Source organism: Acinetobacter sp. A2, from assembly GCF_048537555.1.
GTDB lineage: Bacteria > Pseudomonadota > Gammaproteobacteria > Pseudomonadales > Moraxellaceae > Acinetobacter.
This window is the reverse complement of record NZ_CP183239.1, coordinates 169,464-195,414: the sequence shown is the minus strand read 5'-3', so window position 1 is coordinate 195,414 and position 25,951 is coordinate 169,464. Positions and strand designations below refer to the sequence as shown.

General features: G+C 43.3%; 16 protein-coding genes and 2 rRNA genes. 6 read left to right on the top strand and 12 right to left on the bottom strand.

The features are described from left to right. Nucleotides 1–130: 130 nt before the first annotated feature. The 5 genes from parC to ACNS8M_RS00820 form a co-directional block, all read right to left on the bottom strand. Nucleotides 131–2,350 carry a DNA topoisomerase IV subunit A gene (gene parC / locus ACNS8M_RS00840; RefSeq protein ID WP_419225026.1) on the bottom strand — a complete coding sequence of 740 codons (2,220 nt, stop codon included), beginning with the start codon at nucleotides 2,348–2,350 and terminating at the stop codon, nucleotides 131–133. A gap of 174 nt (nucleotides 2,351–2,524) precedes the next feature. Continuing rightward, a complete protein-coding gene (locus ACNS8M_RS00835; protein WP_168419441.1) occupies nucleotides 2,525–3,844 on the bottom strand; it encodes an MFS transporter in 1,320 nt (439 codons plus the stop codon). Nucleotides 3,845–3,992: 148 nt separating this feature from the next. Beyond that, the gene (locus ACNS8M_RS00830) at nucleotides 3,993–4,637 is read right to left on the bottom strand and encodes a trimeric intracellular cation channel family protein (protein WP_168419440.1); all 645 of its coding nucleotides are present in this window, start codon (nucleotides 4,635–4,637) and stop codon (nucleotides 3,993–3,995) included. A gap of 64 nt (nucleotides 4,638–4,701) precedes the next feature. After that, on the bottom strand, nucleotides 4,702–5,169 hold the full coding sequence (locus tag ACNS8M_RS00825; RefSeq protein ID WP_168525636.1) for a YchJ family protein: 468 nt from the start codon (nucleotides 5,167–5,169) through the stop codon (nucleotides 4,702–4,704). A gap of 424 nt (nucleotides 5,170–5,593) precedes the next feature. Beyond that, on the bottom strand, nucleotides 5,594–7,177 hold the full coding sequence (locus ACNS8M_RS00820) for a TerC family protein (protein ID WP_168419438.1): 1,584 nt from the start codon (nucleotides 7,175–7,177) through the stop codon (nucleotides 5,594–5,596). A gap of 334 nt (nucleotides 7,178–7,511) precedes the next feature. Between ACNS8M_RS00820 and ACNS8M_RS00815 the strand changes: the two genes are divergently transcribed. After that, nucleotides 7,512–8,132 (top strand): TIGR00730 family Rossman fold protein, encoded by a 621-nt coding sequence (locus tag ACNS8M_RS00815; protein WP_168419396.1) that lies wholly within the window; start codon nucleotides 7,512–7,514, stop codon nucleotides 8,130–8,132. Nucleotides 8,133–8,270: 138 nt separating this feature from the next. On the opposite strand, the gene ACNS8M_RS00810 is transcribed toward ACNS8M_RS00815, so the two are convergent. Next, the gene (locus ACNS8M_RS00810; protein ID WP_419225025.1) at nucleotides 8,271–10,163 is read right to left on the bottom strand and encodes a choice-of-anchor I family protein; all 1,893 of its coding nucleotides are present in this window, start codon (nucleotides 10,161–10,163) and stop codon (nucleotides 8,271–8,273) included. Nucleotides 10,164–10,345: 182 nt separating this feature from the next. Here ACNS8M_RS00810 and mdtD point away from each other — a divergent pair, with 182 nt between their 5' ends. The 5 genes from mdtD to ACNS8M_RS00785 all read left to right on the top strand — a co-directional run bounded on the left by mdtD (nucleotide 10,346) and on the right by ACNS8M_RS00785 (nucleotide 15,580). Continuing rightward, nucleotides 10,346–11,737, top strand: a complete 1,392-nt coding sequence (gene mdtD, locus ACNS8M_RS00805) for a multidrug transporter subunit MdtD (protein WP_168461855.1) — start codon at nucleotides 10,346–10,348, stop codon at nucleotides 11,735–11,737. 75 nt (nucleotides 11,738–11,812) lie between these two features. Continuing rightward, nucleotides 11,813–12,604, top strand: a complete 792-nt coding sequence (locus tag ACNS8M_RS00800; RefSeq protein WP_419225024.1) for a GH25 family lysozyme — start codon at nucleotides 11,813–11,815, stop codon at nucleotides 12,602–12,604. A gap of 34 nt (nucleotides 12,605–12,638) precedes the next feature. Further along, on the top strand, nucleotides 12,639–13,682 hold the full coding sequence (locus tag ACNS8M_RS00795; RefSeq protein ID WP_419225023.1) for an MBL fold metallo-hydrolase: 1,044 nt from the start codon (nucleotides 12,639–12,641) through the stop codon (nucleotides 13,680–13,682). 48 nt (nucleotides 13,683–13,730) lie between these two features. Next, on the top strand, nucleotides 13,731–14,786 hold the full coding sequence (dinB, locus tag ACNS8M_RS00790; RefSeq protein ID WP_419225022.1) for a DNA polymerase IV: 1,056 nt from the start codon (nucleotides 13,731–13,733) through the stop codon (nucleotides 14,784–14,786). 440 nt (nucleotides 14,787–15,226) lie between these two features. Then, a complete protein-coding gene (locus ACNS8M_RS00785; RefSeq protein ID WP_168461858.1) occupies nucleotides 15,227–15,580 on the top strand; it encodes a RidA family protein in 354 nt (117 codons plus the stop codon). Between the two features lie 121 nt (nucleotides 15,581–15,701). Here ACNS8M_RS00785 and ACNS8M_RS00780 read toward each other — a convergent pair whose 3' ends face one another. The 6 genes from ACNS8M_RS00780 to ACNS8M_RS00755 form a co-directional block, all read right to left on the bottom strand. Continuing rightward, complete coding sequence (locus ACNS8M_RS00780) at nucleotides 15,702–16,244, bottom strand: DUF2726 domain-containing protein (protein ID WP_168526632.1); 543 nt, start codon at nucleotides 16,242–16,244, stop codon at nucleotides 15,702–15,704. Nucleotides 16,245–16,588: 344 nt separating this feature from the next. Next, entirely contained in the window at nucleotides 16,589–18,961 is a 2,373-nt protein-coding gene (locus tag ACNS8M_RS00775; protein WP_419225315.1) for a YgiQ family radical SAM protein, read from the bottom strand. Nucleotides 18,962–19,153: 192 nt separating this feature from the next. Then, nucleotides 19,154–20,350, bottom strand: a complete 1,197-nt coding sequence (locus ACNS8M_RS00770; protein ID WP_419225021.1) for an MFS transporter — start codon at nucleotides 20,348–20,350, stop codon at nucleotides 19,154–19,156. Nucleotides 20,351–20,784: 434 nt separating this feature from the next. Beyond that, the gene (locus tag ACNS8M_RS00765) at nucleotides 20,785–22,134 is read right to left on the bottom strand and encodes an aromatic acid/H+ symport family MFS transporter (RefSeq protein ID WP_168419404.1); all 1,350 of its coding nucleotides are present in this window, start codon (nucleotides 22,132–22,134) and stop codon (nucleotides 20,785–20,787) included. Nucleotides 22,135–22,416: 282 nt separating this feature from the next. Beyond that, nucleotides 22,417–22,531: ribosomal RNA gene (gene rrf / locus ACNS8M_RS00760) — 5S ribosomal RNA — on the bottom strand. 223 nt (nucleotides 22,532–22,754) lie between these two features. Then, a 23S ribosomal RNA gene (locus ACNS8M_RS00755) occupies nucleotides 22,755–25,647 on the bottom strand. Nucleotides 25,648–25,951 lie beyond the last annotated feature (304 nt).

Here is a 25,951-nt window from a genome sequence, read left to right as displayed (position 1 = left end):
CAATAATCCTTAGTTTTAAACTGTTTTTCTCAATATCGGACGTCGTTGTTTGCTTGTTTATGTCCAATATTGCATCCATTTTCACGAATACAAACCATATATAACGTATTTTGCTTAAAAAACGCTAGTATTATCTTTGAATTAACAGTTTATTTGCTTTTTGATAGCCGCGTGGTAGGAGCTGACCTTTCGTGCCACGCTTCGCCACATATTTAAGCAAGTCTTCGCCTTTGAGTTTTAATTGTTGCTGTCCTGCAAATACTTGAATTGCTTCATCTAAATTTAAGGGTAGCATAGACAACAACTGATCTTTTTCTTCGAGTTGTATCAATTTATTACCTTTACCTTTGTTTAAAACTGGCAATTCTGACAACTCAATTACCAATAAACGTCCCGCTGAACTGAGCAGTGCAACATGACTGGCTTGTTCAGTCATTTGTAAATTCATCACCGTGGCTTTTTCAGGCAAAGATAAGAACGCTTTACCGGCTTTGGCACTGGTATCTAGCTGCTTGGCCTGCGTTTTAAAGCCATAACCTTTGCTGCTGGCGGCTAAAATTTCACTGTCATCTTCTGCAATCAGTAATTGTTTAAAGCCAACACCACTGGCAGGTGAAAGCTTAGAACTCAGCGGCTCACCTAAACCACGTGCCGATGGCAAGCTATTAATGGCCAGCGCATAACTGCGTCCTATGTCATCAAGAATATAAACACGCTGATTGGATTTGCCTTGCGCATGACTAAGGTATTGATCACCTGCACGGAAGTTCAGATTTTCTGCATCCACTTCATGTCCTTTGGCACAGCGAATCCAACCTGCTTCTGACAACACCACAGTCACAGGGTCGGCAGGTAACATATCTTGCTCATTAATTGCAGTCGCTTCAGCGCGCAATACGATTGGTGAACGACGATCATCACCAAATTTTTTCGCGTCTTCTTTCAACTCATTAATAATCAAATTTTTCAAAGATTCAGGGTTGGCCAATTGTTCACGAATAATGGCTGCTTTGGCTTCGAGTTCTTCCTGTTCACGGCGAATTTCCATTTCTTCAAGTTTGGCTAAATGACGTAGCTTTAACTCTAAAATGGCTTCGGCCTGAATTTCATCAATCCCAAAATGTGACATCAGTTCAGCTTTAGGATGATCTTCTTCGCGAATAATTCGAATTACAGTATCAATATCTAAATAGGCAATCAGCAAACCTGCCAAAATATGTAGACGCTTTTCGATTTTATTGAGATGGTACTGCAAACGACGTGTAACGGTATTCTTACGAATTTCAATCCATTCCAACAAAATACGACGAATCGATTTAACCTGTGGACGACCATCTGCACCAATCATGTTCATATTGACGCGATAGCTCGATTCTAAATCGGTGGTGGCAAACAAATGACTCATCACCGCTTCGGCATCAATACGGTTGGAGCGCAGTACAATCACCAAACGGGTTGGGTTTTGGTGGTCAGATTCATCACGAACGTCGCTGACTAATGGCAGTTTTTTTGCCTGCATTTGATCTGCAATTTGGGTAATGATTTTCGAGCCTGAAACCTGATATGGCAGTTCTGTAATCACGATTTCGTTTTTTTCGACGCTGTAAACAGCACGCATACGGTAACTACCACGCCCTGTACTTTGCATTTTTAGCAATTCTTCAGGCGGGGTAATAATTTCGGCTTTGGTCGGTAAATCAGGCGCAGGAATATATTCTGCGACTTTTTCATCACTCAAATTTGGATTACGAATCAGGGCAATAGTACCTTTGACCACCTCACGCAGGTTATGCGGTGGAATATCGGTGGCCATCCCCACGGCAATACCTGTGATGCCATTCAGCAAAATATTCGGTACACGTGCAGGTAAATTGACCGGTTCTTTTAAAGAGCCATCAAAGTTATCTTGCCAGTCACAGGTACCCTGCCCCAATTCTGCCAACAATACTTCGCTGTATTGCGACAGTTTAGCTTCGGTATAACGCATCGCGGCAAATGATTTAGGATCATCTGGTGAGCCCCAGTTACCCTGACCTTCAATAAAAGGATAGCGATAGCTAAATGGCTGTGCCATCAATACCATGGCTTCATAACAGGCGGAGTCACCATGTGGATGGTATTTACCCAGCACATCCCCCACGGTACGGGCCGATTTTTTTGGTTTGCCGCTGTGCTTGAGCCCCAGCTCACTCATGGCATATACAATACGGCGCTGAACAGGTTTCAGACCATCACTGATATGTGGCAATGCACGATCCATGATGACGTACATGGCATAGTTGAGATATGCACGTTCAGTAAATTCTGCTACGGAACGGTTTTCTGTCGCATGATGCGCAAGGTTTGTCATAAAACCTATCGTCCTAAATCATTTGTTTTTGTATCAATGGGCTTATGCTAAGTCGCAGTTGCATCCTGCACAAGAGTTAGTACAGGTGCTCTGCGACATTTTGTGTCTTATGACTTAAAAATATGCATTTTATAACCGATATGCAATGCCAAATAAAAATAGGCAAATTGTCTTTTACAAACCCATCGACTCTAGCGTTTTGCCTTTGGTTTCTTCACCCAACACCACTATCACCACAGCCACGGCCAATAAAACAGCGGTAAACATCATAAAGACATAACTAAAGCCGTTTTGCATCACCATTAAGTGGGTGACCACCATTGGGGCGACAATCCCCCCTACACGCCCAATGGCCGAGGCCCAACCCGAACCAAAAGCACGGATATTGGTTGGATATTGCTCTGGGGTGTAGGTGTATAACACGCCCCACGCACCCAAGTTAAAGAACGACATCAAACAACCCCAGAACATGATCATTGCTACGCTGTCTGCCTGACCAAAGAAGTAAGCCGAAACTGCACACATCCCAATAAAGCCAGCCAAAGTGGCTTTGCGCCCTAATTTTTCGACCAACCATGCGGCAGCAATATAACCCGGGAGCTGTGCCAAAATCATGCCCAACACATATTCAAATGACTGTACGATGCTATAACCTTGCTGTACCAACAGGCTTGGTAGCCACGTAAAAATGCCATAATAGGAATAGACAATACCAAACCAAATTAACCACAGCATTAAACTACGGCGGGCAAATGGCCCCGACCATAGCTGGGTAAATGAAATGTGTTGTTTGGCTGCAACAGGCTGAACTTCAATCTGTTCAATCACCTCTACCCCGCATTGACGCTCAAACTTTTGTACTAAGGCATGTGCTTCAGCAATACGTCCACGATTAATTAAATAAGGAATCGACTCAGGGACTTTTTTCCAGATCACCAACGCATACAAGGCAGGCAAACCACCTATTAAAAATGCCATGTGCCAGTCAAATTTTGGAATCACAAAATAGGATACCAATGCCGCACATAACCAACCCAAACCCCAAAAACTTTCCAGCAATACAATAAAGCGCCCACGTACATGTGCAGGAATATATTCACTGACCAAAGTTACGGCAACAGGAAGCTGCCCACCTAAACCTAAGCCGACAATAAAACGAAATACCAACAACCAAGTTAAATTAGGTGCAAAGGCACAGGCTGCAGTTGCCAGACTATAAATAACCAAGGTACTGGCAAATACTGTTTTACGTCCAATTTTATCGGCCAGACCACCTGAAAAGACTGCGCCAATAGCCATACCGACAAAGCCAATTGACACTACCATGCCTTTTTCCGCAGGGGTCATGCTCCAGTCTTCTGCCATTTTTGCCAAAATAAAGGAAATCAGTCCTGTATCCATGGCATCAAACATCCAGCCCAGACCAATCACCACCAGAAGGCTATAGTGAAATTTACCAATCGGCAGACGTTGTACACGTGAAACTAAATCCATAACACACTCTTCAGGTTGGCTAAAAGGAGGGCTGTGCGGGCACAGCGGTGTGTTCTATTTTTATACTATGAATACTTATAAAAGGGATAGTCCCCAAAGACCAATCCTATGCGATCAGTCTAAAATTTAAATTTGAAAATGAGCAGTCTTAGGACTCATCTTTGGATGATGCCGAATGCTCATCATCATCCTGATAAATAAATTTTGGCATTTCTAGACCAAAATAAATGGCAATCAAACGCAAGGTAAAGCCAAACACCAAAGTCGCAATCACGGTTAGTTCTAAAGACAACCCAATTTCAATACATAGCCAATAACAAATGACAGATACAAAAGAAATACTGGCATATAACTCACGGCGGAACACCAAAGGCACATCGTTACATAAAATATCGCGCAAAATCCCGCCCGATACGCCTGTCAGCACACCTGCCACGGCAGATACCACAAAACCATGCCCCATTTCTAAAGCAATTTGACAGCCAATAATGGTAAATCCAATTAAACCCAAGGCATCTAGCACCAAGAAAATTGAGCGTAGATGGCGCATCCATTTGGCAATCAAAATCGTGACAAAAGCGGCAATACAGGTCAGCACCAAATATTCAGGATGCTTCACCCAGGTTAAAGGATAGTGCCCCAACAAGACATCTCGTACCGAACCACCACCCAATGCGGTGACACAGGCAATCAGGGTGACCCCAAACCAGTCCATGCTACGACGCCCTGCAGACAATGCGCCTGTCATCGCTTCTGCAGTAATGGCAATTAAGTAAATGACCAACAACAACATGGACTTGCCCTTCTTTCACTAGGCCAATAGATGCGCGTTATGATAAGCGAAAACCAAATAAAAGTTATAAAAATTGCGCACAACATTGCTTAAATTTTTTACCCGAACCACAAATACATGGCTGTTTCATGGTTGGCTGTTGCCCTGTGGTCGGGTCTAGAAAATACCAGCGTGCCTGATATTGTACAAAATGGGAAATTTCATGGTGAACCTGTACCTGTTTAGCATCATGGTAATGCGCTTTAAACTCTACTTGTGCATGAGTTTTGTCCAGCTTTTCATTGCTGCTCAACACTTCCAATTTCAACCATTGATTTGACCGACTCCAATCTGCAATCGCAGCTACATCTAGGCTGGCCTGCTGCCCCAACGCAGTCGTCTGCACAATATAATCAATCTGCTGCAAGGCAAATGCACTATAGCGTGAACGCATCAACTGGGTTGCTGTGGTTGCATGCCTTTGCCCCACATGTAAAGGCTGACAGCACTGTTGATAATTCCCTTGCCCACATGGACATGCCCAATCACTCATAGAAAATTCCAGAAATTTATCTCAATAATAGGGTCTGTTGACACTTCGTCTATGTTTGCGGCATGAGAGATATATCTCGCAAGGTTTTTTAGCTGATATAAGGCATGGGGCAGGAAATTTAGTCATTCTAAATGACTGGCACATAACGCAATAGCAGCAAAAAATATGCTCGCCCCCCTTGCGCAGCAAACAAAGCAGTGCTTTGTTTTTGCTCATGTGGCTAAAACTTTCTCAGATTGCGTTATGAAACTTGGCAATAGTCTCGCTATTCCCTGCGTTTCATGCTTTACGACGTATACGTCTCATGCTCAGTTTTAGCCTACAGCGCAAGCCATTTATGAAATGTCAACAGCCCCCCCAAATAGCCTGACAATGCAGGCTATTTTAACGGAAGCACAAGACTGAAATACAGCTAAGTCAAGGCTTATGATGTACTTGAGGGCTCTTGCTGAATCAGATGGACTTTTTCAATTTTATGTCCATCCATCGTCACGACTTCAAATATATATCCATCGGATAACAGCTTTTCACCATTTTCAGGCAAACGTCCCAAATGGAACAGAATATAACCCGATAAGGTTGAATATTGCTCGCTTTCATCCACCAAATCACGCCCAAGCAATAAAGAAACATGGCGAATATCGGTGGAGCCATCTAGCAGCAAGGAACCATCTTCCAGACTTTCGGCATGCGCATCTATGGTGTCTTCATCAGGGAATTCACCTGCAATGGCTTCCAGAATATCAATAGGAGTTGCTACTCCTTCAATAGAACCATATTCATTCAGCACAATTGCCATTTGTAACGGCGCTTGACGCAGTTGTTCCATCACCATCAATACCTGTGCATTTTCATGCACAATCACAGGTTCACGCAGATGTGTTTCAAAATCCAGCACACCAGTTTCAATGTACTGATTCATCACTTTATGGGTCAGGACAATACCCGAAATATTGTCTAGTTCACCACGTGCCACGATCACTCGTGAATGGGTCATGCTCAATAACTGGCTACGGATAGAAGCTTCGTCTTCATCTAAATCAATCCATTCCAGCTCGGGACGTGGCGTCATCACTGACTTTACAGGACGTTCAGATAAGCCCAATACCCCTTGCACCATGACACTATGATAGACCCCATTTTCTGCATCAAAGACTTCATCGGCAAAGGCGCGCGTGGCCAACACATCTTCACTCACATGGCTGCTTTCTGTGGTGTTTTGGCTTTTCCCACCCAACATACGCATCACCGCAGAAGCAGTACGGTAGCGTAAATCAGTCGTGGTCACGGTTTTTTCCTGATTTCTGCGGATGGTTTGGTTCAGGAATTCAATCATCACCGAGAAGCCAATTGCGGCATATAAATAGCCTTTTGGAATGTGATAACCAAAGCCTTCAACCACTAAGGAGAAGCCAATCATCATCAGGAAGCACAAGCATAGAATCACCACTGTCGGATGCTTATTGACAAAGTCCATCAGTGCTTTGGAAGCCCATAGCATAATGCCAATTGCGATGATCACCGCAATCATCATGACAGATAAATGCTGCACCATGCCCACAGCAGTAATTACGCTATCGAGGGAGAAGACAGCATCTAACACCACAATCTGCACAATCACCATCCAGAAAGTAGCGTGCACAGGGTTTTCTTCTTTTAGTGCAGGTTTGCCTTCAATGCGTTCTCGCAGTTCCATAGTGCCTTTAAAGAGCAGGAACACACCACCAAACAGCAGAATCAGGTCACGTCCAGAGAAAGGATGATCAAAAATATGAAACAGTGGTTGGGTCAGCGTTACCACCCACGCAATAGAAGCAAGTAAAATTAGGCGCATGCCCAAAGCAAGGATCAGACCCACGACCCGTGCCGTATTGCGTTGTTCTGGTGGAAGTTTTTCAGCCAAAATGGCAATAAAGACTAAGTTATCAATACCCAATACAATTTCGAGCACAATTAGGGTCAACAAACCCACCCAAGCTGCAGGGTCAGACATCCATTCAAAGATCATCTGTTCTTCTCCTGAATATCTAAAGCTGAATACGCCCAAAACGTATCCTGTATTAAAGCTAACTTGGTTTGCCCTTGCAGGCTTGACATCACATTAAAAAATATTCGTTCGGTGCGACAACTGCCACTGTCCATGACGATTCTATAGTTGTAAGACAAGCCTTGAGTATAGGAAAGTTTGCGCTGAGATTCATCCCCTTTTTTAGATGCAGCGCTGCTGTGTCACGGTAGAATCACAAATCTTTGCAAATTGAAAAGAAACGATCTGCGGGATTGTCATATTTCGGGACTAAGCTAGAGCCAAGAAAAAGAACATGTTATGGTGAAGAAAATAAATGAATAGCGTATCTAGAATGACCCAATATATGAATAATCCCTCTCCTCAGACGACTCAACCCTTGGTTGCCTTGTATTGCGGCTCACGTGCTGGCAATAACCCGATTTATCAGGAAAAAGCAGTGCAATTGGCCAGAAAGCTGGCAGAACAAGGTTTTGGTATGGTCTATGGCGGTGCGAGTATTGGTTTAATGGGGCTGGTTGCAGACACTGTCGTGCAACATGGTGGACAAGCTGTAGGGGTCATTCCTGAGTTTATGCTGGATTATGAAATTGCCCACAGTAATTTAACTGAATTACACGTGGTTAAAAGTATGCATGAACGCAAGGCGATGATGGCAGAGCGTGCCAGCGCCTTTGTAGCCTTGCCAGGTGGTTTAGGGACTTTTGAAGAGATTTTGGAAATTGCCACTTGGGGGCAATTGAATCAACACCAGAAACCGATGATTTTATATAACGTAAATGGCTTTTATGATGCCCTGATTCAGCAGTTAGATCATGCCGTACACGAGGGTTTTTTACCACCGCAGCACCGTGCCAAACTGATTGTTTGTAATCATTCACATAAAATTATTAATGCACTGAAAAACTTAGATTCACCACGTCATTTTGTGGGTTAAAGCGATTTATCTTTTAGCTCATTACTGCCCAAAAATTTAAGCGAGTCATAGACTCGCTTTTTTTCTGTTTTTTAAGGTGTTATTTACTCAATAAAAAAGAGAGCATCGCAATGCTCTCTTCAGTTTGTATTTCAGCTTTTACTCAATTAATTTAATTTGGTAAACCGCTGTCGTACCACTGACTTCATTACCTACGACCAAAAGAGGCTTACCATTTGGTGAGTCTTTGGCTGCAATAAAGGTTAAGCCTTCAGGGCCGAGGTTCGAATTTTCAACCGTAACAGCATTACCTTCCGCATCGAAAGATGAACGAGTTTCACCAAACTTACGATCATTAAAATATTCAACAAAGAAAGGCTGGGTTGGTTGGGTAATGTCATACACCATAATGCCCCCCATACGCTCCAATCCAATAAAAGCAAAGGTTTTTTGACCAATTTTACCTAAAGTAATACCTTCAGGTTCAGGTCCTTTATTGTCACTACGATCATCGACTTTTAATTCATCATGATTAGTATTAAAGTATTCTGGAAATAATTCAGCAGTTATGTGCTCAAAGTCATTTTTCGAGTCCCAAACAATTTGTTTGGTTTTAGGATCTACAATACTAAATGAACGACCACCATAGGCATAAAGTTTGTCATAGGTCATTAAACCATCGCTATCTAGTACAGGCTCACCATTTTCATCTTTCTTGTAACCTTGCGCCCAAGTAATCGTTAAACGCCCCAATTGTGAATCTTTAATCAAATTATCTGCACAGACTTCATTGGTATCAGTCGTGGTACATGTTTTAAATACGCTTGAATCAAGCTTTGCACCTTTAACGCCAGACTTTAATAAACGTAAATGTGCAGCATAATCGCCATTGGTACGAAAGCCTTTACTATTAAATAAGTGTTTAACACGAATTTCTTCTGCATAACCTTGAGTTAGATCATCTGTACCAAAATATAAGTCTTCATCAACCAACCATTCACGTGCATCACCTTCATTTGCAGTGACCAAATAGCTTTGTCCATTGGCTTGGTATTGTGCAATTGCATCTGGCATATACATGCCGTATAAACCTGGCCAAGCCTGAATATTAATCATTCCTTCATCTTTAGCACAGGCTGTAATCGTATTTCCGTTATGGTCTTGTTTACCTACAACACAATCACGATCGCCAGCATCTAAAGCATTTTCAGCTAAGCCAAAGTCTTTATAGCCCAACGGGAAAATATCGACCACTTGGTCTTGAACCAAATCAATCACAGCAATCGCATTATTTTCTTGTAAGCTTGCCCAAGCAGTTTTACCATCATCACTCACAGCGATATATTCAGGTTCTAAATCTTGCGCAACAGTCGCATTTGGACCAAAGATACGCACGCCCGCATCTAATAATTCCTGCTTACGTGTATTCCATGCCTGAAAATCTGCAGTTCTTACCGTAGGCTTAGCAATATCCGTCAAATTAATAATACTGATGGAACCTTCTGGATCAATGGCGTAGCCCTCATTTGGCTCACCTTCATTGGCAACCAAAACTTTTTTTCCATCTGGGGTAAAAGTTAGCATATCAGGCAATGCACCAACTTCAACTTTGCTGATAAAACTCAGGTCTTTAGCCTTAAAGAATGCCACGATGCCTTTATCAGTTTTAGGTGTCGCCTGAACGGCTAAAGCCACAATACCTTGATGTACCGCTACACTATTCACTTCAGAATTCGCCAAATGAGCCTTGGCATCTAAGCTATCAAGCTTAAAAGGTGCATTTGGGTTGGTTAAATCGAGTACATCAACCACACCATTTTTAGCATTCACAACAAATAAACGTTTGCTTTGAGCATCATAAGCAGGGATTTCCGCTGCACTCGCACCAAAAACTTGTGCATCGTATATCCCTAAGCGCTCCAAACTAATTGTTGTTGGTGTATCTTCAACAACTTCTTCAACTTTTACTGGAATAGGATCGTTATCATCGTTACATCCCACCATCCCCACAGACAATAAAGCCAACATTAATGCAGAAATTTGCGTTTTCATAAATTACTCGTCATTTTTCTAAATGCACCCAACTTACAAACTCAAAGTGAATAATCCGTGACAGGTAGATGACGATTTCATGGCATTTTTTTGAATTTTCAACACTTTTCATGTTTTTTGAGGTTCTGCCCGTGTATCACTGAAATGGTTTAAACTAAGCCAAATGCCCATTTCCCCGAGTTATGAACCAGACACCCACCCATCAAGCCTTGCATCCTGAATACCGACTATTGGTTTTTCTGGTTTCGATTGGCTTTTTTATGCAGGCGCTAGACACTACCATCGTCAATACTGCCATTCCCGCCATGGCACACAGTCTGAATGAAGACCCTTTGCGCATGCATAGCGTGGTGGTGGCGTATGTACTTTCGGTGGCTGCCTGTATTCCATTAAGTGGCTGGTTGGCAGACCGTTTTGGGGTACGCAATACCTATTTTGCCGCGATTATTATTTTCACTTTGGCATCATTAGGTTGTGCAGCAGCGCAAAGCTTGAATGAATTGCTGATTTATCGGGTCATTCAAGGCATAGGTGGGGCTTTACTCTTGCCTGTTGGGCGCTTGGCAATGCTAAAAATCATTCCACGCACCCAGTTTTTATCAGCCATGAGTCTGATGAGTCTTGCAGGCTTAATTGGCCCCTTAATTGGTCCAACCCTTGGCGGCTGGTTGGTGGAAGCTGCGTCTTGGCACTGGATTTTCCTAATCAATATTCCTATGGGCATATTGGGCTGCTGGATTTGTGTCAAAGCCATGCCCAACCTCACCGAAGCAAGCGTGAAAAGCTTCGATCTTTGGGGCTTTATTTTACTGGTACTTGCCATGGCAGGCTTATCACTGGGCATTGAAAACTTGGCGAATCAACAACAAAGTATTCTATGGAGCGTGGCGTTATTAATCATTGGTGCACTGGCTGCGGCAGCTTATGCACGACATGCACATACGCATCAAAATGCCTTGTTTCGCAGTGATTTATTCCGCCACCGTATTTATGCCATTGGTATTTTAGGCAATTTCTTTGCCCGTTTTGGTGGCAATGCCATGCCTTTTATTATGCCCATCATGCTACAGGTGGCTTTTGGCTTTGAACCCTTCATCACAGGTTTGATGATGATTCCTACCGTACTCGGCTCACTGGTCTCTAAACCGATTATTCGACCTTTAATTCAACGTTTTGGCTATCGTCAGTTTCTACTGACCAATACCTTACTAGTCGGGGCATGTATTGCCAGTTTTGCACTGACCACCGCTGAAACTGCCACATGGTTACGGGCGCTACACTTCTTTATTTTTGGGGTACTGAATTCTCTACAATTTGTGGGTATGAACACCCTCACCCTAAAAGATTTGCCTGCGCAGGATGCCAGCAGCGGTAACAGTTTTTTATCTATGATTATGATGCTATCCATGAGTATTGGTGTGGCTTTGGCAGGCACGTTGGTCAATGCTTTTAGTTCCTATTACGGCGCAGAACAACTGACTCATGCCTTTCATGCCACTTTAATCTGTTTGGGTGTTTTAAATATTCTGGCATTTATGGTGTTTTGGAAAATTCCGAGACATACTGCGGTTTAAAACGCTCTCAAAAATCACATAGTACTGAGCCATCCTGCGGGTTATGATAGAACTTTACTCAGCCTAAATCTGAATATGCGCAAACCGTCTCGTCAACACGCCAGCTCCAAGTTTACGCCGCACTATCGCATTGCAATTGGCGTAATAGGTAGTGCGATTTTGGCGGTATTCATATATTTCGGTATTCTGCGACAGTCCCCTGCTGCTGCACAGGACTATCCTATTCAGGGTTTTGATGTATCCCATCATCAAGGGGAAATTCAGTGGCATAAAATCTCGCCACAAAAATATGCCTTTGTCTATTTAAAAGCTACCGAAGGCGGTGACTTTAAAGACCAAAAATTTCAGCACAACTGGCTCAAAGCCCGTGAACGTGGTTTTTTGGTCGGTGCCTATCATTTTTATCGGCTATGTCGTGATGGAAAAACTCAGGCAGAAAACTTTATGAACACGGTGCCCAAAAAGCAGGACAGCCTACCACCTGTCATTGATTTGGAATATGACAGTAACTGCATCAACACCCACACCAAAGAGCAGTTGCTCAAAGAAATTCAAAGCATGCACGATGCCCTGTATCAGCACTATGAAAAACAGCCTATTTTTTATGTATCCAAAGCCTTCTACAATATGGTATTGACCGAAAGTTTTGCCCATACACCACTGTGGGTCAGAGAGTATCATGGCAAACCACAACTGGCAGGTCAGCCCAAATGGCTGTTCTGGCAACATACCAATCAAGGTAAAATTGCAGGGATTGCCACACAGGTAGACCTGAATGTTTTTTATGGCAATGCCAAACAATGGCAACAGTTTTTAGACAGTTATGCTATTCAGCCTTTAAACCTTGAAGCCATGCCCAAAAAATAACAAGATAGCCGCATCACAATAAAAAAATACCACCATGAAAATCATCAAAGGACTACTTTGGGCGGCACTCGCTCTCAGTATTTGCGTAGGATTCGCGCTCTTTTACCTACTACAACCTGCGGGTAAAGTAGAACAGTTTGCTGCTTGGCAATACCAATCAAATCACCCAACAACATCAAATAACACCACATCTGAAACGACAAACATTGGCTTAAAGGTTCATTATTTTGGTGTGTCCACCTTATTATTTGATGATGGTGACAGCCAAATTTTAATTGATGGGTTTTTCAGTCGTCCGTCATTATCACAGGTTATGTTTAGCCGACTACAAAGCCAGCCCGATCTGCTCAACAGTTTGATTCAACAACATCAATTGCAACGCACTCGGGCGATTTTAGTCACACATTCACACTATGATCATAGTCTGGATTTGCCATTTTTAGCGCAGCAACTACAGCACAGCCAAATTATCGGCTCAAACAGCAGTTTAAATATTGCCCGTGCAGCAAAGATTGCTGAAACCCGTTTAAGCCACGTCAATCCTGCACAACCTTTGCAGATTGGAAAGTTCAAAATTACAGCCATTCCTTCACAGCACACACCTGCCACAGCCATCAACAATGATTTAGGTGAACAGATCACCCACCCCTTACATTTGCCTGCCCGTTTTTATGAATTTAAAGAAGGTGGCAGTTTCGACTATTACATTCAGCATCCTGAACAAAATATTTTGGTCAAAGCCAGCACAGGAGCCATTCCCAAACAACTACAACATTTGCAGGTCGACACCCTATTTTTGGGCATTGCACAACTTTCTAAACAATCTACAAGCTTTCAGCAGCAGTATTTAGATGAAACTCTAGGCACACTACGACCAAGCGTGGTCATCCCAATTCACTGGGATAACTTTTTTCTACCTTTATCTCAAACTTTGCAATTTTTACCCCGCATTGCCGACCACGGGCCACGCAGCATGCAAAGCCTAATTGAATATGCCGAATCGCAGAACACGCAGGTGATTTTGTTGAATACCACGACGCCTTATCCGCTGCGTCAGAAGCTACACCCTGCTTCCTAAACATGCGATACTGTTGAAATCTACACGATTCAACTATTGTTCTGTACCATGCGAAAAATCATTCATATTGATATGGATGCCTTTTATGCATCTGTCGAGCTGCGCAGTCGCCCCGAGCTACGACATTTGCCTGTGGTAATTGCCTCGCATCATCCACGTGCGGTGATTGCGGCAGCGTCTTATCCTGCGCGTGAGTTTGGTTTACGCTCGGCCATGTCAATGTCACAAGCCCGCAAACGCTGCCCGCAAGTGGTGGTACTGGAACCCAATTTTGCCCTGTACCGTGAAGTCTCTGCACAAATTCATCAAATATTTCAGCATTATACGCCACTGATTGAACCCTTGTCTTTAGATGAAGCCTATTTGGATGTCACAGAAAATTTACAGCACATCCCAAGTGCAACCGAAGTTGCGATGCGGATTCGGGAAGATATTTTTCAATGCACAGGCTTAACGGCTTCGGCAGGTGTTGCGCCAAATAAATTTTTAGCCAAAATCGCCTCTGACTGGCACAAACCCAATGGCATTTGTGTCATTAAACCCAGTCAAGTACAGCAATTTATTCAAGACTTACCACTCAAGAAAATTCCAGGCGTAGGTAAAGTCACTCAGGAAAAACTCAAAAGTCTGAACTTAACCACTTTGGGCGATTTACAACATATTGAAGAAAATATTCTGATTCATCATTTTGGCAAATACGGTCAGCGCCTGTTTTTGTTTGCACAAGGTATAGATGAACGTCCTATACAAGCAGAACGTGAACGCCAACAAATTTCTAAGGAAATTACCTTTGATGATGATTTAACCTTAGCGGAATGTACTGGCTACTGGTCAGGTTTAATCGATCAGGTTTGGCACAGTTTAGAAAAAAAGCATTATGTCGCACATGGCGTCTCCGCTAAACTGAAACTCAAAAACTTTCAGGTCTTACAGCACAGTAAAAGTTTTAAACAGCCATTGTCTAGTAAAAAGGACTTGGAGGATGTATTGCAGATACTACTGGCTGAAATGCATATTGCACCGCAAGATCAATTTCGTTTAATTGGTGTCGGACTATATCAGCTCAGCCCTGCTGAAGAACAAGCACAATTGTCTTTACTTTAAAACATTTTAAACCCTGTTAATTACTGTACTTTTGAATGTAGTGATTTTCAGCCTCTACAAACACTCAGTGCCACCAATTTGTATAAAATTCAGACAAAAGAATAAAAATAAAACAATTTGCACTTCACAGCAGGGCTTTTTAGAGTAATCTATGCGCGCGATGTATTTATCCGTACATACGCTGAGATGCCAAAAATCACCATTACTTTTGGCATACTTGTCCTGTGATTGGCGTGACGATCAAATCCGAAGATTACAGGACAACTCTGCGCTTGGCACTTCGCCCAATCTAACACTCTCTCAGTATCCTCTTCTGATCAAATCGCTCAATTCTTCTAAATCTTACTTAAAGTGGCATCGCTTCTATTTTCCAATAAATTGCCAACCTCTATAATAGTGCACGCTTTAACCCTATTGCTTTGGTGCAAGGATCACATTCCATGGCTGTACAACGTCTGCATGTTCAACAACGTTATTCTGAAATTGCCATTTCAGGCAATTTAGTGCATTTAGCAGGACAATTGGCTGAAGACACACAGCAAGATATTTATGGCCAGACACAGCAAACTTTAGCGATGATAGACCGTTTACTGGCAGATGCAGGGACCGATAAATCTCAGATTATGTCGGTGATGATTTTTCTGAAAGACATAGAACGTGATTATGCCGCTATGAATAGCGTCTGGGATGCGTGGGTAGCAGACATTCAAGCCTTGCCGCGTACTTGTGTAGAAGCCAAACTGTATCACCCCGATGTTTTGGTGGAAATGACTGTGGTTGCAGTCAAACCTTAATCCCCACCGAACCTAAAATAGAACCGATTAAATCAAGAATCACAGCTAATCAAAAAAAATCAGCATGTCATGACGACATGCTGATTCATATGATCGATCAAGCAATTTTAGCTGCAACGGCTTAGCCCAAAACTTTCACCTTATGGCGTACAGAATGTGCTAAAAAATCATACTTCTTTAGCGCAGTATCCAAATCTTCTAAATCTGCATACGATGATGATGACTGCCCAAAAGCTTCGCGTAATTCGTGATATTCTGGCACTTCTTCATAACGCAGCACTTTATAGCCCGCCAAACGCAATAACTCATCCTGATATTGTGCATTACGGCTACGTTTCAGCATTAAAACATCATCTAAAGCGACAATCGCCACCACCTGATTGTTTGCATCTAACACCACAAAGTCAGCCACCATATTGCGATATTTATGGCGAGTACGAGAAAATTTCGTGGTCAGCAAGGCATCAAAAGACACATGCGCCAATACGGTATGCTTAGGTAAAATTTCTTGCAAACGTGTATAGGTCAGTTGTTCATTCAAACTGAAAATCGCACGTTGCTTCAGTGCACTGTCCTGAGGTTTTTCTTTATTTTCCAAACTCTTTACCGTCATCAAGAGAAAGAAAATAAGTATAAAAACCCCTATCAAAATATAAATGGTCATAATTCATTCCTTAAAATCATTTTTATAGTTGTTTCGGCTTCATGCCAATTTTTTCATCAAATCAGTATATAACACGCTTTTTTATTTAAGCATTCAATTTATGAAACTACATGCAACACTCACAAAACCATCATAGAAACAGACGTTTTGTTTCACAAGCTAGCCTTTTGTCTAAGCGCTGTAGCATATAGCAGCGTGCTTTTTATCTTTGTATGTCTGTACTGTATAACATGCTTAAAAAACAATGCAATGCTTAAGCATTTCGATTGTCGAACAATTCCGATGAAATGAAAATACCTATAAAAAAGGACGCAGCAGCGCCCTTTGGTCAGTTCCGAATTAACTTAAGCTCTAGATTTTAGCTTAGATTTTTTCTGTGAAAATGGACGTTTTTCGCCTGTTTCACGAGGTGGCAAACCCGTGTGCTGAGTCAAAATCTGCCCTTTTTTCGGACGATTGCTGTTCTGACCACGGTTGCCAGTTTGACCTGTACGTTTTTGCGAATCACCCGCTACTGTTGAGTTTTTCTTACGTGCAGATTGATATTGCCCTTCTGTACCTTGCGGTTGATAGGTCGGAATCAAATGCTGCTTAGAATTACCAATAAGGTCGGCACGCCCCATTTCTTTTAAAGCTTCACGTAGTAACGGCCAGTTATTCGGATCATGGTAACGCAAGAAAGCCTTATGCAAACGACGACGCTTTTCACCTTTTACAATATCTACATTTTCGGTATAACGCGCCACTTTAGCCAGTGGGTTTTTACCGGTGTAGTACATGGTTGAAGCCGTCGCCATTGGCGATGGATAGAAAGTTTGCACCTGATCGGCACGGAAACCATTCTTTTTCAGCCATAAGGCCAAATTCATCATATCGTAGTCCGTGGTACCCGGATGCGCAGCAATAAAGTACGGAATCAAATATTGCTCTTTACCTGCTTCCTTACTGAAACGATCAAACATCTGTTTGAAGCGATCATAAGTTCCGATGCCCGGTTTCATCATCTTAGACAATGGACCTTTTTCGGTATGTTCAGGCGCAATTTTCAAATAACCGCCCACGTGATGCGTCACCAACTCACGAACATATTCAGGGTTCAACACCGCCAAGTCATAACGCAAGCCTGAACCTATCAGAATTTTCTTAATGCCTTTCAACTCACGCGCTTTGCGATACAACTGAGTTAATGGCGCATGGTCAGTATGTAAATTTTGGCATACGCCTGGGAATACGCAGGAGGGTTTACGGCAATTCTTTTCAATTTCTGGGTCTTTACAGTGCAAACGGTACATATTGGCCGTTGGACCACCCAAGTCTGAAATAATGCCTGTGAACCCAGGGGCAGTATCACGAATTTTTTCGACTTCACGCAAAATCGATTCTTCAGAACGGTTTTGAATAATCCGTCCTTCATGTTCGGTAATTGAACAGAATGTACAGCCACCAAAACAACCACGCATGATATTGACTGAGAATTTAATCATGTCAAAGGCTGGGAAACGTGCATTACCATAAGCTGGATGCGGCAAACGTGCATAAGGCAAATCAAACACATAGTCCATTTCTTCAGTGGTCAATGGAATAGGTGGTGCATTCAACCAAACATCACGTTCACCATGCTTTTGTACCAACGCGCGGGCATTACCTGGGTTGGTTTCTAAATGCAGAATACGGTTGGCATGTGCATACAACACAGGATCTGCGCTGACTTCTTCAAAAGAAGGCAAACGAATGACAGCCAGCTCACGTGGTGGTAATTTGTGTTTAATGGCTTTAGACGCAGGTTGCAATTGTACAATCTGGGTATCTGCATCCAACTGATCGCCTTCACGCACAATCGGATTGCTCACCACATCTTTTTGGAAATTTTGATATTGAGCAAGCTTGTTGCCTTTTTCTTTTTCAATCTCACAACCGTCTAAATCTTCGGTCATCACATAAGGGTTAATGATTGGATCGACACGCCCTACGCTGTCCACATCATTCGATGCAATTTCAACAAATTTGGCTTTGGCCGCACGGTTATGCTTATTAATAATAAATGCGGTTCCACGTACGTCGGTAATGTCATGGATTTTTTCACCCTTAGCCAAACGGTGCATGACTTCAATAATGGAACGCTCGCCATTGCCGTACATCAGCAAGTCTGCTTTAGAATCCATTAAAATGGAGCGACGAACTTTGTCTGACCAATAGTCATAATGCGCAATACGACGCAAAGAGCCTTCAATCCCGCCAAGTAAAACAGGCACATCAGGAAAAGCTTCACGACAGCGCTGACAGTACACGGTTGCAGCACGGTCAGGACGTTTATTCGGTACATTGTCTGGTGAATAAGCATCGTCAGAACGGATTTTTCTGTCTGCAGTATAGCGGTTGATCATCGAATCCATATTGCCTGCGGTAACGCCCCAAGCAATGGTTGGCTTACCTAAGACCCGAAACGACTCCACATTGGTCCAGTCTGGTTGTGCGATAATGCCAACACGAAAGCCCTGTGCTTCAAGCACACGACCAATCACACCTGACACAAAAGAAGGATGGTCAATATAGGCATCGCCACAAACTAGAATAAAATCGCAGGCATCCCAACCCAGCTGATCCATTTCTTCGCGTGACATCGGCAAAAATGGCGCAGGCTCAAAACATGACGCCCAATATTTGTCGTAATCAAACAACGCTTTGGGTGCGGTCTGAGCAGTATAAGCAGTAGACATGGCTTGCAATTCTCGGCTGGCAAGTGGAAGATCGGCAGTCATCAAAGATGAAAGCCGATCATTTTAGCATGAATTCCATTCATCTTGCTTGATTAAAAAATATGCAAAATCAGGTGGCTAATTTTTATTAATTTTGTGTAGGTAAAGGATCATGATGTAATCAATAAAGCCGAAATTGCATCAAGCCATCGTTCAGACTTTTACTTTTAAACGCCATGCACCCAGCAAAGCCAAGCCTAAAACCAGACTCATCACCCAAGTTAGTCCTGTCCAACCCCATTGTTCCCAAATCAGCCCACTACCACTACCCAGCAAACTAGAACCCATGTAATAACTGAATAAGTATAAAGATGAGCCTACCGCACGATATTGCAGTGCCTGAATTGACACCCAACTGCTGGCCGTAGAATGCGCTGCAAAAAAGGCAAAGGTAAATAAGAGCAAGGCAAGTAATACTACCACCAAATGTGCAATCGACATCAGCCAAAGTGCAGCAAGCATCAGTACGATCACCACTGGCAATACCCGTTCACGCCCGATCCGATTTCCCCAACTTGCCGCACGGGGTGAACTGTAAATGCCTGCCAAGTAGGCAATTGAAATCACCCCAATCCAAACTTGAGAAAGCTCAAATGGTTTGGCTAACAAGTAGTAACTGATATAGTTAAAAATACTGACAAAACAGCCCATCAACAAAAAGCCCTGCAGAAACAGGATTCTTAACTTACGGTCTGCCAAATTGGCCACAAAGGCATCTTTAAAGCGTGATAAACGAATTGGATACGCTGTAAAGTTTTTGGATGCAGGCAAGAGTATATAAAAGATAATTGCAATGATCAGGTTTAATCCACCAATCACCAAAGTTGCCGTTTGCCAAGAAACAAAATCAACCAAGACCCCTGCAATTAAACGTCCACTCATACCACCAATGGCTGTTCCAGAAATATACAGCCCCATGGCAAAGCCAATATCTTGCTGCTGAATTTCTTCGCCAATATAGGTCATGGCGACAGCTGCAACACCACTAACAGCAATACCAATCAAAACTCGGGTGCTTAAAAAGAACGGCCAGATGGGCAATAAAGCGCTCAAAATCAGCAAAATTGAAGCGAGAAATAACGCCATCACCATAATGGGTTTACGCCCAAAACGATCTGAAATAAAACCTGTAAATAGCAAACCTACAGCTAAGGCCACCGTAGAAAATGACAGCGGAAAACTACTTTGCGTTGGCGTAACGTTAAAAAAGTCTGCCAAAATTGGCATCATTGGCTGCACACAATACAGAATCGAAAAAGAAGCAAACCCTGCTAAAAACAGTGAAAAAAGAATTGCCTTAAACGGTTTTGAGCCATACTGAATATGAGATGCTGCAGACAAATCAGACATATTTACTCCCAGATTAGTCTCAGTATACGCCTGTTTATACACAAAAATAAGTTCAGTATTTTATCATTTGCTCAAAATTATCAGTTTCGACTGAATCCAAACCCACATAGCCTTGTCAGTTTTTGCTTACAACAACTGCCGCTATTAGATGCTAGGCAGCCGAGTGCAGCTTGGATATTCTTAAATCATCAGGAAACAGGACGTTTCCCAAACAGAAAACAACAATAATATGTTTGCGCATCAGGATCGTGAGGTACGACAGGAGTTATACCTAAAACACGAAATACAAAGAAACCCCGTCAGGATGATGGGGTTTCTTTTTATCTGCATATTTTATCTATGCTTTTATTGGCAATTTTATCTATTTTTAATCAATACAATCCATAAAAAATCCCCAAGCAACGTTGAGGATTTTTTATGATCAGAACTTCAAATTAAGCTTTTGCGGCTACTGCTTTGCCAGCTTTAATTTGTTCAGCTTCATCTTCATTCATAATTAAGGCAACAGCAATTGCAGTAATCAAGACAGGTAAACCTACGGCCATGAAATTGAAGTGAGCGGGCAAGTTCATGCCCAACAAACCGCCAATTAAGATTGGCCCTACAATCGCACCCATACGGCCAATCGCAGATGACCAACCAATCCCTGTAGAACGTACTGCAAGTGGGTAATATTGTGCGACATAACTATATAGCAACATTTGTGAGCCAATTGAAGCCGCACCTGCCAAAAATACCAAGATATAAAGCAGGAACTGATTAGACTGGAAGCCCATTAAGCTCATCACCAACGCACCCATGATGCCTAAGAACATTAACACAGGTTTTAGATGGAAACGGTCTGCTAAAATACCACCACCCACAATACCCACAACTGCACCTACGTTCATCACCATCATGAACATTAAGCTGTTGTCCATCGAGTAGCCAGCTGCCATCATCAATTTAGGCAACCAACTGCTAAGCGCATACATGGTTAATAAGCACGTAAAGAATGCCAACCAGAACAATAGTGTATTGACTGCACGACCACGTTTAAACAAGCTCACCACATTGGCCGCTTCTGGCACATCTGCTTGGTACAATTCAAATGTTGTGTCTTGCGTAATTTTCAAATCTGGTGCTAAACGCGCCACAATTGGACGTGCTTGATCTTGCTTGTTTTCTTTTACAATAAAAGTCAAAGACTCAGGTAAGAATTTCCAAATCACAGGCAATAAAAATAATGGAATCCCTGCAATAAAGAACATAATTTCCCAACCAAAACTTGGGGTAAACCATGAGCCGAGTAATGCAGCCATTACACCACCAACCGCATAACCACTGAACATCGTGGTAACGAGCGTACTACGCATAGTTTTAGGTGCATATTCTGAAGTTAATGCCACCAAGTTTGGCATTACACCGCCAATCCCTAGACCCGCCAAGAAACGTAAAATTGCAAACTCAGTGGGATTCGAAGCAAAACCACCCGCAAAGGTTAAACCACTAAATAGCACAATACAGATCATGATGACTTTCTTACGGCCAATTTTATCGGCCAAAGAACCAAAAATCATGGCACCAAACATCATACCTGCCAAGGCAGTACTGGCAAGCATACCCGCCTGAACAGCACTCAAGCCCCATTCATCCATCAATAATGGCAAAACAACGCCATTAATTGCCAAGTCGTAGCCATCAAATAAAATGATCAGTAGACACCATGCCACGACATTAAAATGAAATGGTTTGAATTTTGCGTGATCAATGACATCATTCACGTTAATTGCTTGATGTGCCATTCCTCACCTCCTGTGAGCTGTGTTTCAGTGAACTCAAATAGCGATTTTTACAGTGAAGACTTTCATTTTTATCAGTCATCCATGTCCACTTTGCTATTCAAGTGGATTGTGTAACTTTCACACAAAACAAGGGGAATAAAAATTCAACATTAGTCTAAATCCTTTTATTAATTATGGATTTAATGTTGTTTTTACAAAATTAAAATGTGATTATTATTCTTAACATTTTATTTTATCCATAAAAAAACACCCTCAACGTTAGTTGAGGGTGTTTGAATAATGAGCTGGCGATGACTTACTCTCACATGGGTAACCCCACACTACCATCAGCGCGAAGAGGTTTCACTTCTGAGTTCGGGAAGGGATCAGGTGGTTCACTCTTGCTATTGTCGCCAGCACAACTGTTATGGACTTGTTCGGGTCTTAGTTACATTGCTTAAGCTCGATGCTTTTGCTTGTAATGCCTTACTTCGTTCCAAATGAGTTATTAACAGGTTGGCTATTGTATCTGAAATTTCATGTTCAGCAAGGGCTGAATCAAGATATTTGATCTGATCAGGTTTAAGTGATCTTTTATGAATCGATTGATGCTTGTGATACAACAACTGTTTGGGTGTTGTATAGTCAAGCCTCACGAGCAATTAGTATTGGTCAGCTTCACATATCGCTATGCTTCCACATCCAACCTATCAACGTCGTAGTCTTCAACGGCTCTTTAGGAGGCATAAAGCCTCGGGGAAATCTTATCTTGAGGTAGGCTTCCCGCTTAGATGCTTTCAGCGGTTATCCCTTCCGAACATAGCTACCCGGCGATGCGACTGGCGTCACAACCGGTACACCAGAGGTTCGTCCACTCTGGTCCTCTCGTACTAGGAGCAGATCCTCTCAAATTTCCAGCGCCCACGGTAGATAGGGACCGAACTGTCTCACGACGTTCTAAACCCAGCTCGCGTACCTCTTTAAATGGCGAACAGCCATACCCTTGGGACCTGCTTCAGCCCCAGGATGAGATGAGCCGACATCGAGGTGCCAAACACCGCCGTCGATATGAACTCTTGGGCGGTATCAGCCTGTTATCCCCAGAGTACCTTTTATCCGTTGAGCGATGGCCCTTCCATACAGAACCACCGGATCACTAAGACCTACTTTCGTACCTGCTCGACTTGTGGGTCTCGCAGTTAAGCGCGCTTTTGCCTTTATACTCTACGCGTGATTTCCGACCACGCTGAGCGCACCTTCGTACTCCTCCGTTACTCTTTAGGAGGAGACCGCCCCAGTCAAACTACCCACCAGACATGGTCCTCGTCCCGGATAACGGGACAGAGTTAGAACCTCAACATTACCAGGGTGGTATTTCAAGGACGGCTCCACTCGAACTAGCGTCCGAGTTTCAAAGCCTCCCACCTATCCTACACAAGTAAGGTCAAAGTTCAATGTCAAGCTGCAGTAAAGGTTCACGGGGTCTTTCCGTCTAGCCGCGGGTACACCGCATCTTCACGGCGAATTCGATTTCACTGAGCCTCTGCTGGAGACAGCGCCGCCATCATTATGCCATTCGTGCAGGTCGGAACTTACCCGACAAGGAATTTCGCTACCTTAGGACCGTTATAGTTACGGCCGCCGTTTACTGGGGCTTCGATCAAGAGCTTCGCTTACGCTAACCCCATCAATTAACCTTCCAGCACCGGGCAGGCATCACACCCTATACGTCCACTTTCGTGTTTGCAGAGTGCTATGTTTTTAATAAACAGTTGCAGCGGCCTGGTTTCTGAGGCTGTCGACAGCTCAAGGAGCAAGTCCTATCACCATCAACAGCGTACCTTCTCCCGAAGTTACGGTACCATTTTGCCTAGTTCCTTCAGCAGAGTTCTCTCAAGCGCTTTGGTCTACTCGACCTGACCACCTGTGTCGGTTTCGGGTACGATTCCAGTGTAACTGAAGCTTAGAGACTTTTCCTGGAAGCAGGGTATCAGCCACTTCACTGTACAAGTACAGCTTGCTATCAGATCTCAGCATAGAGCACCCCGGATTTGCCTAAGATGCATGCCTACTTCCTTTCACCTGGACAACCAACGCCAGGCTGACTTAACCTTCTCCGTCCTCTCATCGCATTACACTGAAGTATTGGAATATTAACCAATTTCCCATCGACTACGCCTCTCGGCCTCGCCTTAGGGGTCGACTCACCCAGCCCCGATTAACGTTGGACTGGAACCCTTGGTCTTTCAGCGAACGGGTTTTTCACCCGTTTTGTCGTTACTCACGTCAGCATTCGCACTTCTGATACCTCCAGCAGACTTCTCAATCCACCTTCGTCGGCTTACAGAACGCTCCCCTACCACGTATACAAAGTATACATCCGCAGCTTCGGCACATAGTTTTAGCCCCGTTACATCTTCCGCGCAGGCCGACTCGACTAGTGAGCTATTACGCTTTCTTTAAAGGGTGGCTGCTTCTAAGCCAACCTCCTAGCTGTCTATGCCTTCCCACATCGTTTCCCACTTAACTATGATTTTGGGGCCTTAGCTGGCGGTCTGGATTGTTTTCCTCTTGACTACGGACGTTAGCACCCGCAGTCTGTCTCCCGGATAGTACTCATTGGTATTCGGAGTTTGCATCGGTTTGGTAAGTCGGGATGACCCCCTAGCCGAAACAGTGCTCTACCCCCAATGGTATTCGTCCGAGGCGCTACCTAAATAGCTTTCGGGGAGAACCAGCTATCACCGAGTTTGATTAGCCTTTCACCCCTATCCACAAGTCATCCCCTGGCTTTTCAACGACAGTGGGTTCGGTCCTCCAGTTAGTGTTACCCAACCTTCAACCTGCTCATGGATAGATCACCCGGTTTCGGGTCTATACCCAGCAACTAGACGCCCTATTAAGACTCGATTTCTCTACGGCTCCCCTATGCGGTTAACCTCGCTACTGAATATAAGTCGCTGACCCATTATACAAAAGGTACGCAGTCACCGAACAAGTCGGCTCCCACTGCTTGTATGCATGCGGTTTCAGGATCTATTTCACTCCCCTCACAGGGGTTCTTTTCGCCTTTCCCTCACGGTACTGGTTCACTATCGGTCAGTCAGGAGTATTTAGCCTTGGAGGATGGTCCCCCCATATTCAGACAAGGTTTCACGTGCCTCGCCCTACTCGTCATCATTATGTGTGCCCTTTCGTGTACAGGACTATCACCCACTATGGTTGCACTTCCCAGAGCATTCCACTAAAACACACATAACTTAATGGGCTTTTCCCCTTTCGCTCGCCGCTACTGAGGGAATCTCAATTGATTTCTTTTCCTACGGGTACTGAGATGTTTCACTTCCCCGCGTTCGCCTTGCAACACTATGTATTCATGCTGCAATACCTACCTTAAGGTAGGTGGGTTCCCCCATTCAGAAATCTCCGGATCAAAGGATATTTGCCGCCTCCCCGGAGCTTTTCGCAGGCTATCACGTCTTTCTTCGCCTCTGACTGCCAAGGCATCCACCACATGCACTTAATTACTTGACTATACAACCCCAAACAGTCGTTAACCCCTACAAGTAGGGTTAAGACAATTAAATAAATATAAAATATTTATTTAATTCACAGTTTGATGTCTTGTGCACTTAAGCACTGTACAGCTTCAATTAGATTCATATACCAAAACGCTTGATTCAGTTAATTTGCTAGTTCTCATTTCAATTCGTAATTAAAACGTAACACCGAAGTATTACTGTCAATCTTGAATTAAATGAGTTGAACAATTTATTTCAGACTCAATTTTGCCAATCTGTTAATGATTTCCTACCGCCTCGTCAGCGAGTAGTTCACT

What these genes read in the sequence shown, in the direction of transcription:
- ACNS8M_RS00815 (WP_168419396.1), top strand. Translation starts at nt 7,512, where the DNA reads ATGAATAGCGTATCTAGAATGACCCAATATATGAATAATCCCTCTCCT.
- ACNS8M_RS00800 (WP_419225024.1), top strand. Translation starts at nt 11,813, where the DNA reads ATGCGCAAACCGTCTCGTCAACACGCCAGCTCCAAGTTTACGCCGCAC.
- mdtD (WP_168461855.1), top strand. Translation starts at nt 10,346, where the DNA reads ATGAACCAGACACCCACCCATCAAGCCTTGCATCCTGAATACCGACTA.
- ACNS8M_RS00795 (WP_419225023.1), top strand. Translation starts at nt 12,639, where the DNA reads ATGAAAATCATCAAAGGACTACTTTGGGCGGCACTCGCTCTCAGTATT.
- parC (WP_419225026.1), bottom strand. Translation starts at nt 2,350, where the DNA reads ATGACAAACCTTGCGCATCATGCGACAGAAAACCGTTCCGTAGCAGAA.
- dinB (WP_419225022.1), top strand. Translation starts at nt 13,731, where the DNA reads ATGCGAAAAATCATTCATATTGATATGGATGCCTTTTATGCATCTGTC.
- ACNS8M_RS00780 (WP_168526632.1), bottom strand. Translation starts at nt 16,244, where the DNA reads ATGACCATTTATATTTTGATAGGGGTTTTTATACTTATTTTCTTTCTC.
- ACNS8M_RS00830 (WP_168419440.1), bottom strand. Translation starts at nt 4,637, where the DNA reads ATGTTGTTGTTGGTCATTTACTTAATTGCCATTACTGCAGAAGCGATG.
- ACNS8M_RS00775 (WP_419225315.1), bottom strand. Translation starts at nt 18,961, where the DNA reads ATGTCTACTGCTTATACTGCTCAGACCGCACCCAAAGCGTTGTTTGAT.
- ACNS8M_RS00825 (WP_168525636.1), bottom strand. Translation starts at nt 5,169, where the DNA reads ATGAGTGATTGGGCATGTCCATGTGGGCAAGGGAATTATCAACAGTGC.
- ACNS8M_RS00810 (WP_419225025.1), bottom strand. Translation starts at nt 10,163, where the DNA reads ATGAAAACGCAAATTTCTGCATTAATGTTGGCTTTATTGTCTGTGGGG.
- ACNS8M_RS00765 (WP_168419404.1), bottom strand. Translation starts at nt 22,134, where the DNA reads ATGGCACATCAAGCAATTAACGTGAATGATGTCATTGATCACGCAAAA.
- ACNS8M_RS00785 (WP_168461858.1), top strand. Translation starts at nt 15,227, where the DNA reads ATGGCTGTACAACGTCTGCATGTTCAACAACGTTATTCTGAAATTGCC.
- ACNS8M_RS00820 (WP_168419438.1), bottom strand. Translation starts at nt 7,177, where the DNA reads ATGATCTTTGAATGGATGTCTGACCCTGCAGCTTGGGTGGGTTTGTTG.
- ACNS8M_RS00835 (WP_168419441.1), bottom strand. Translation starts at nt 3,844, where the DNA reads ATGGATTTAGTTTCACGTGTACAACGTCTGCCGATTGGTAAATTTCAC.
- ACNS8M_RS00770 (WP_419225021.1), bottom strand. Translation starts at nt 20,350, where the DNA reads ATGTCTGATTTGTCTGCAGCATCTCATATTCAGTATGGCTCAAAACCG.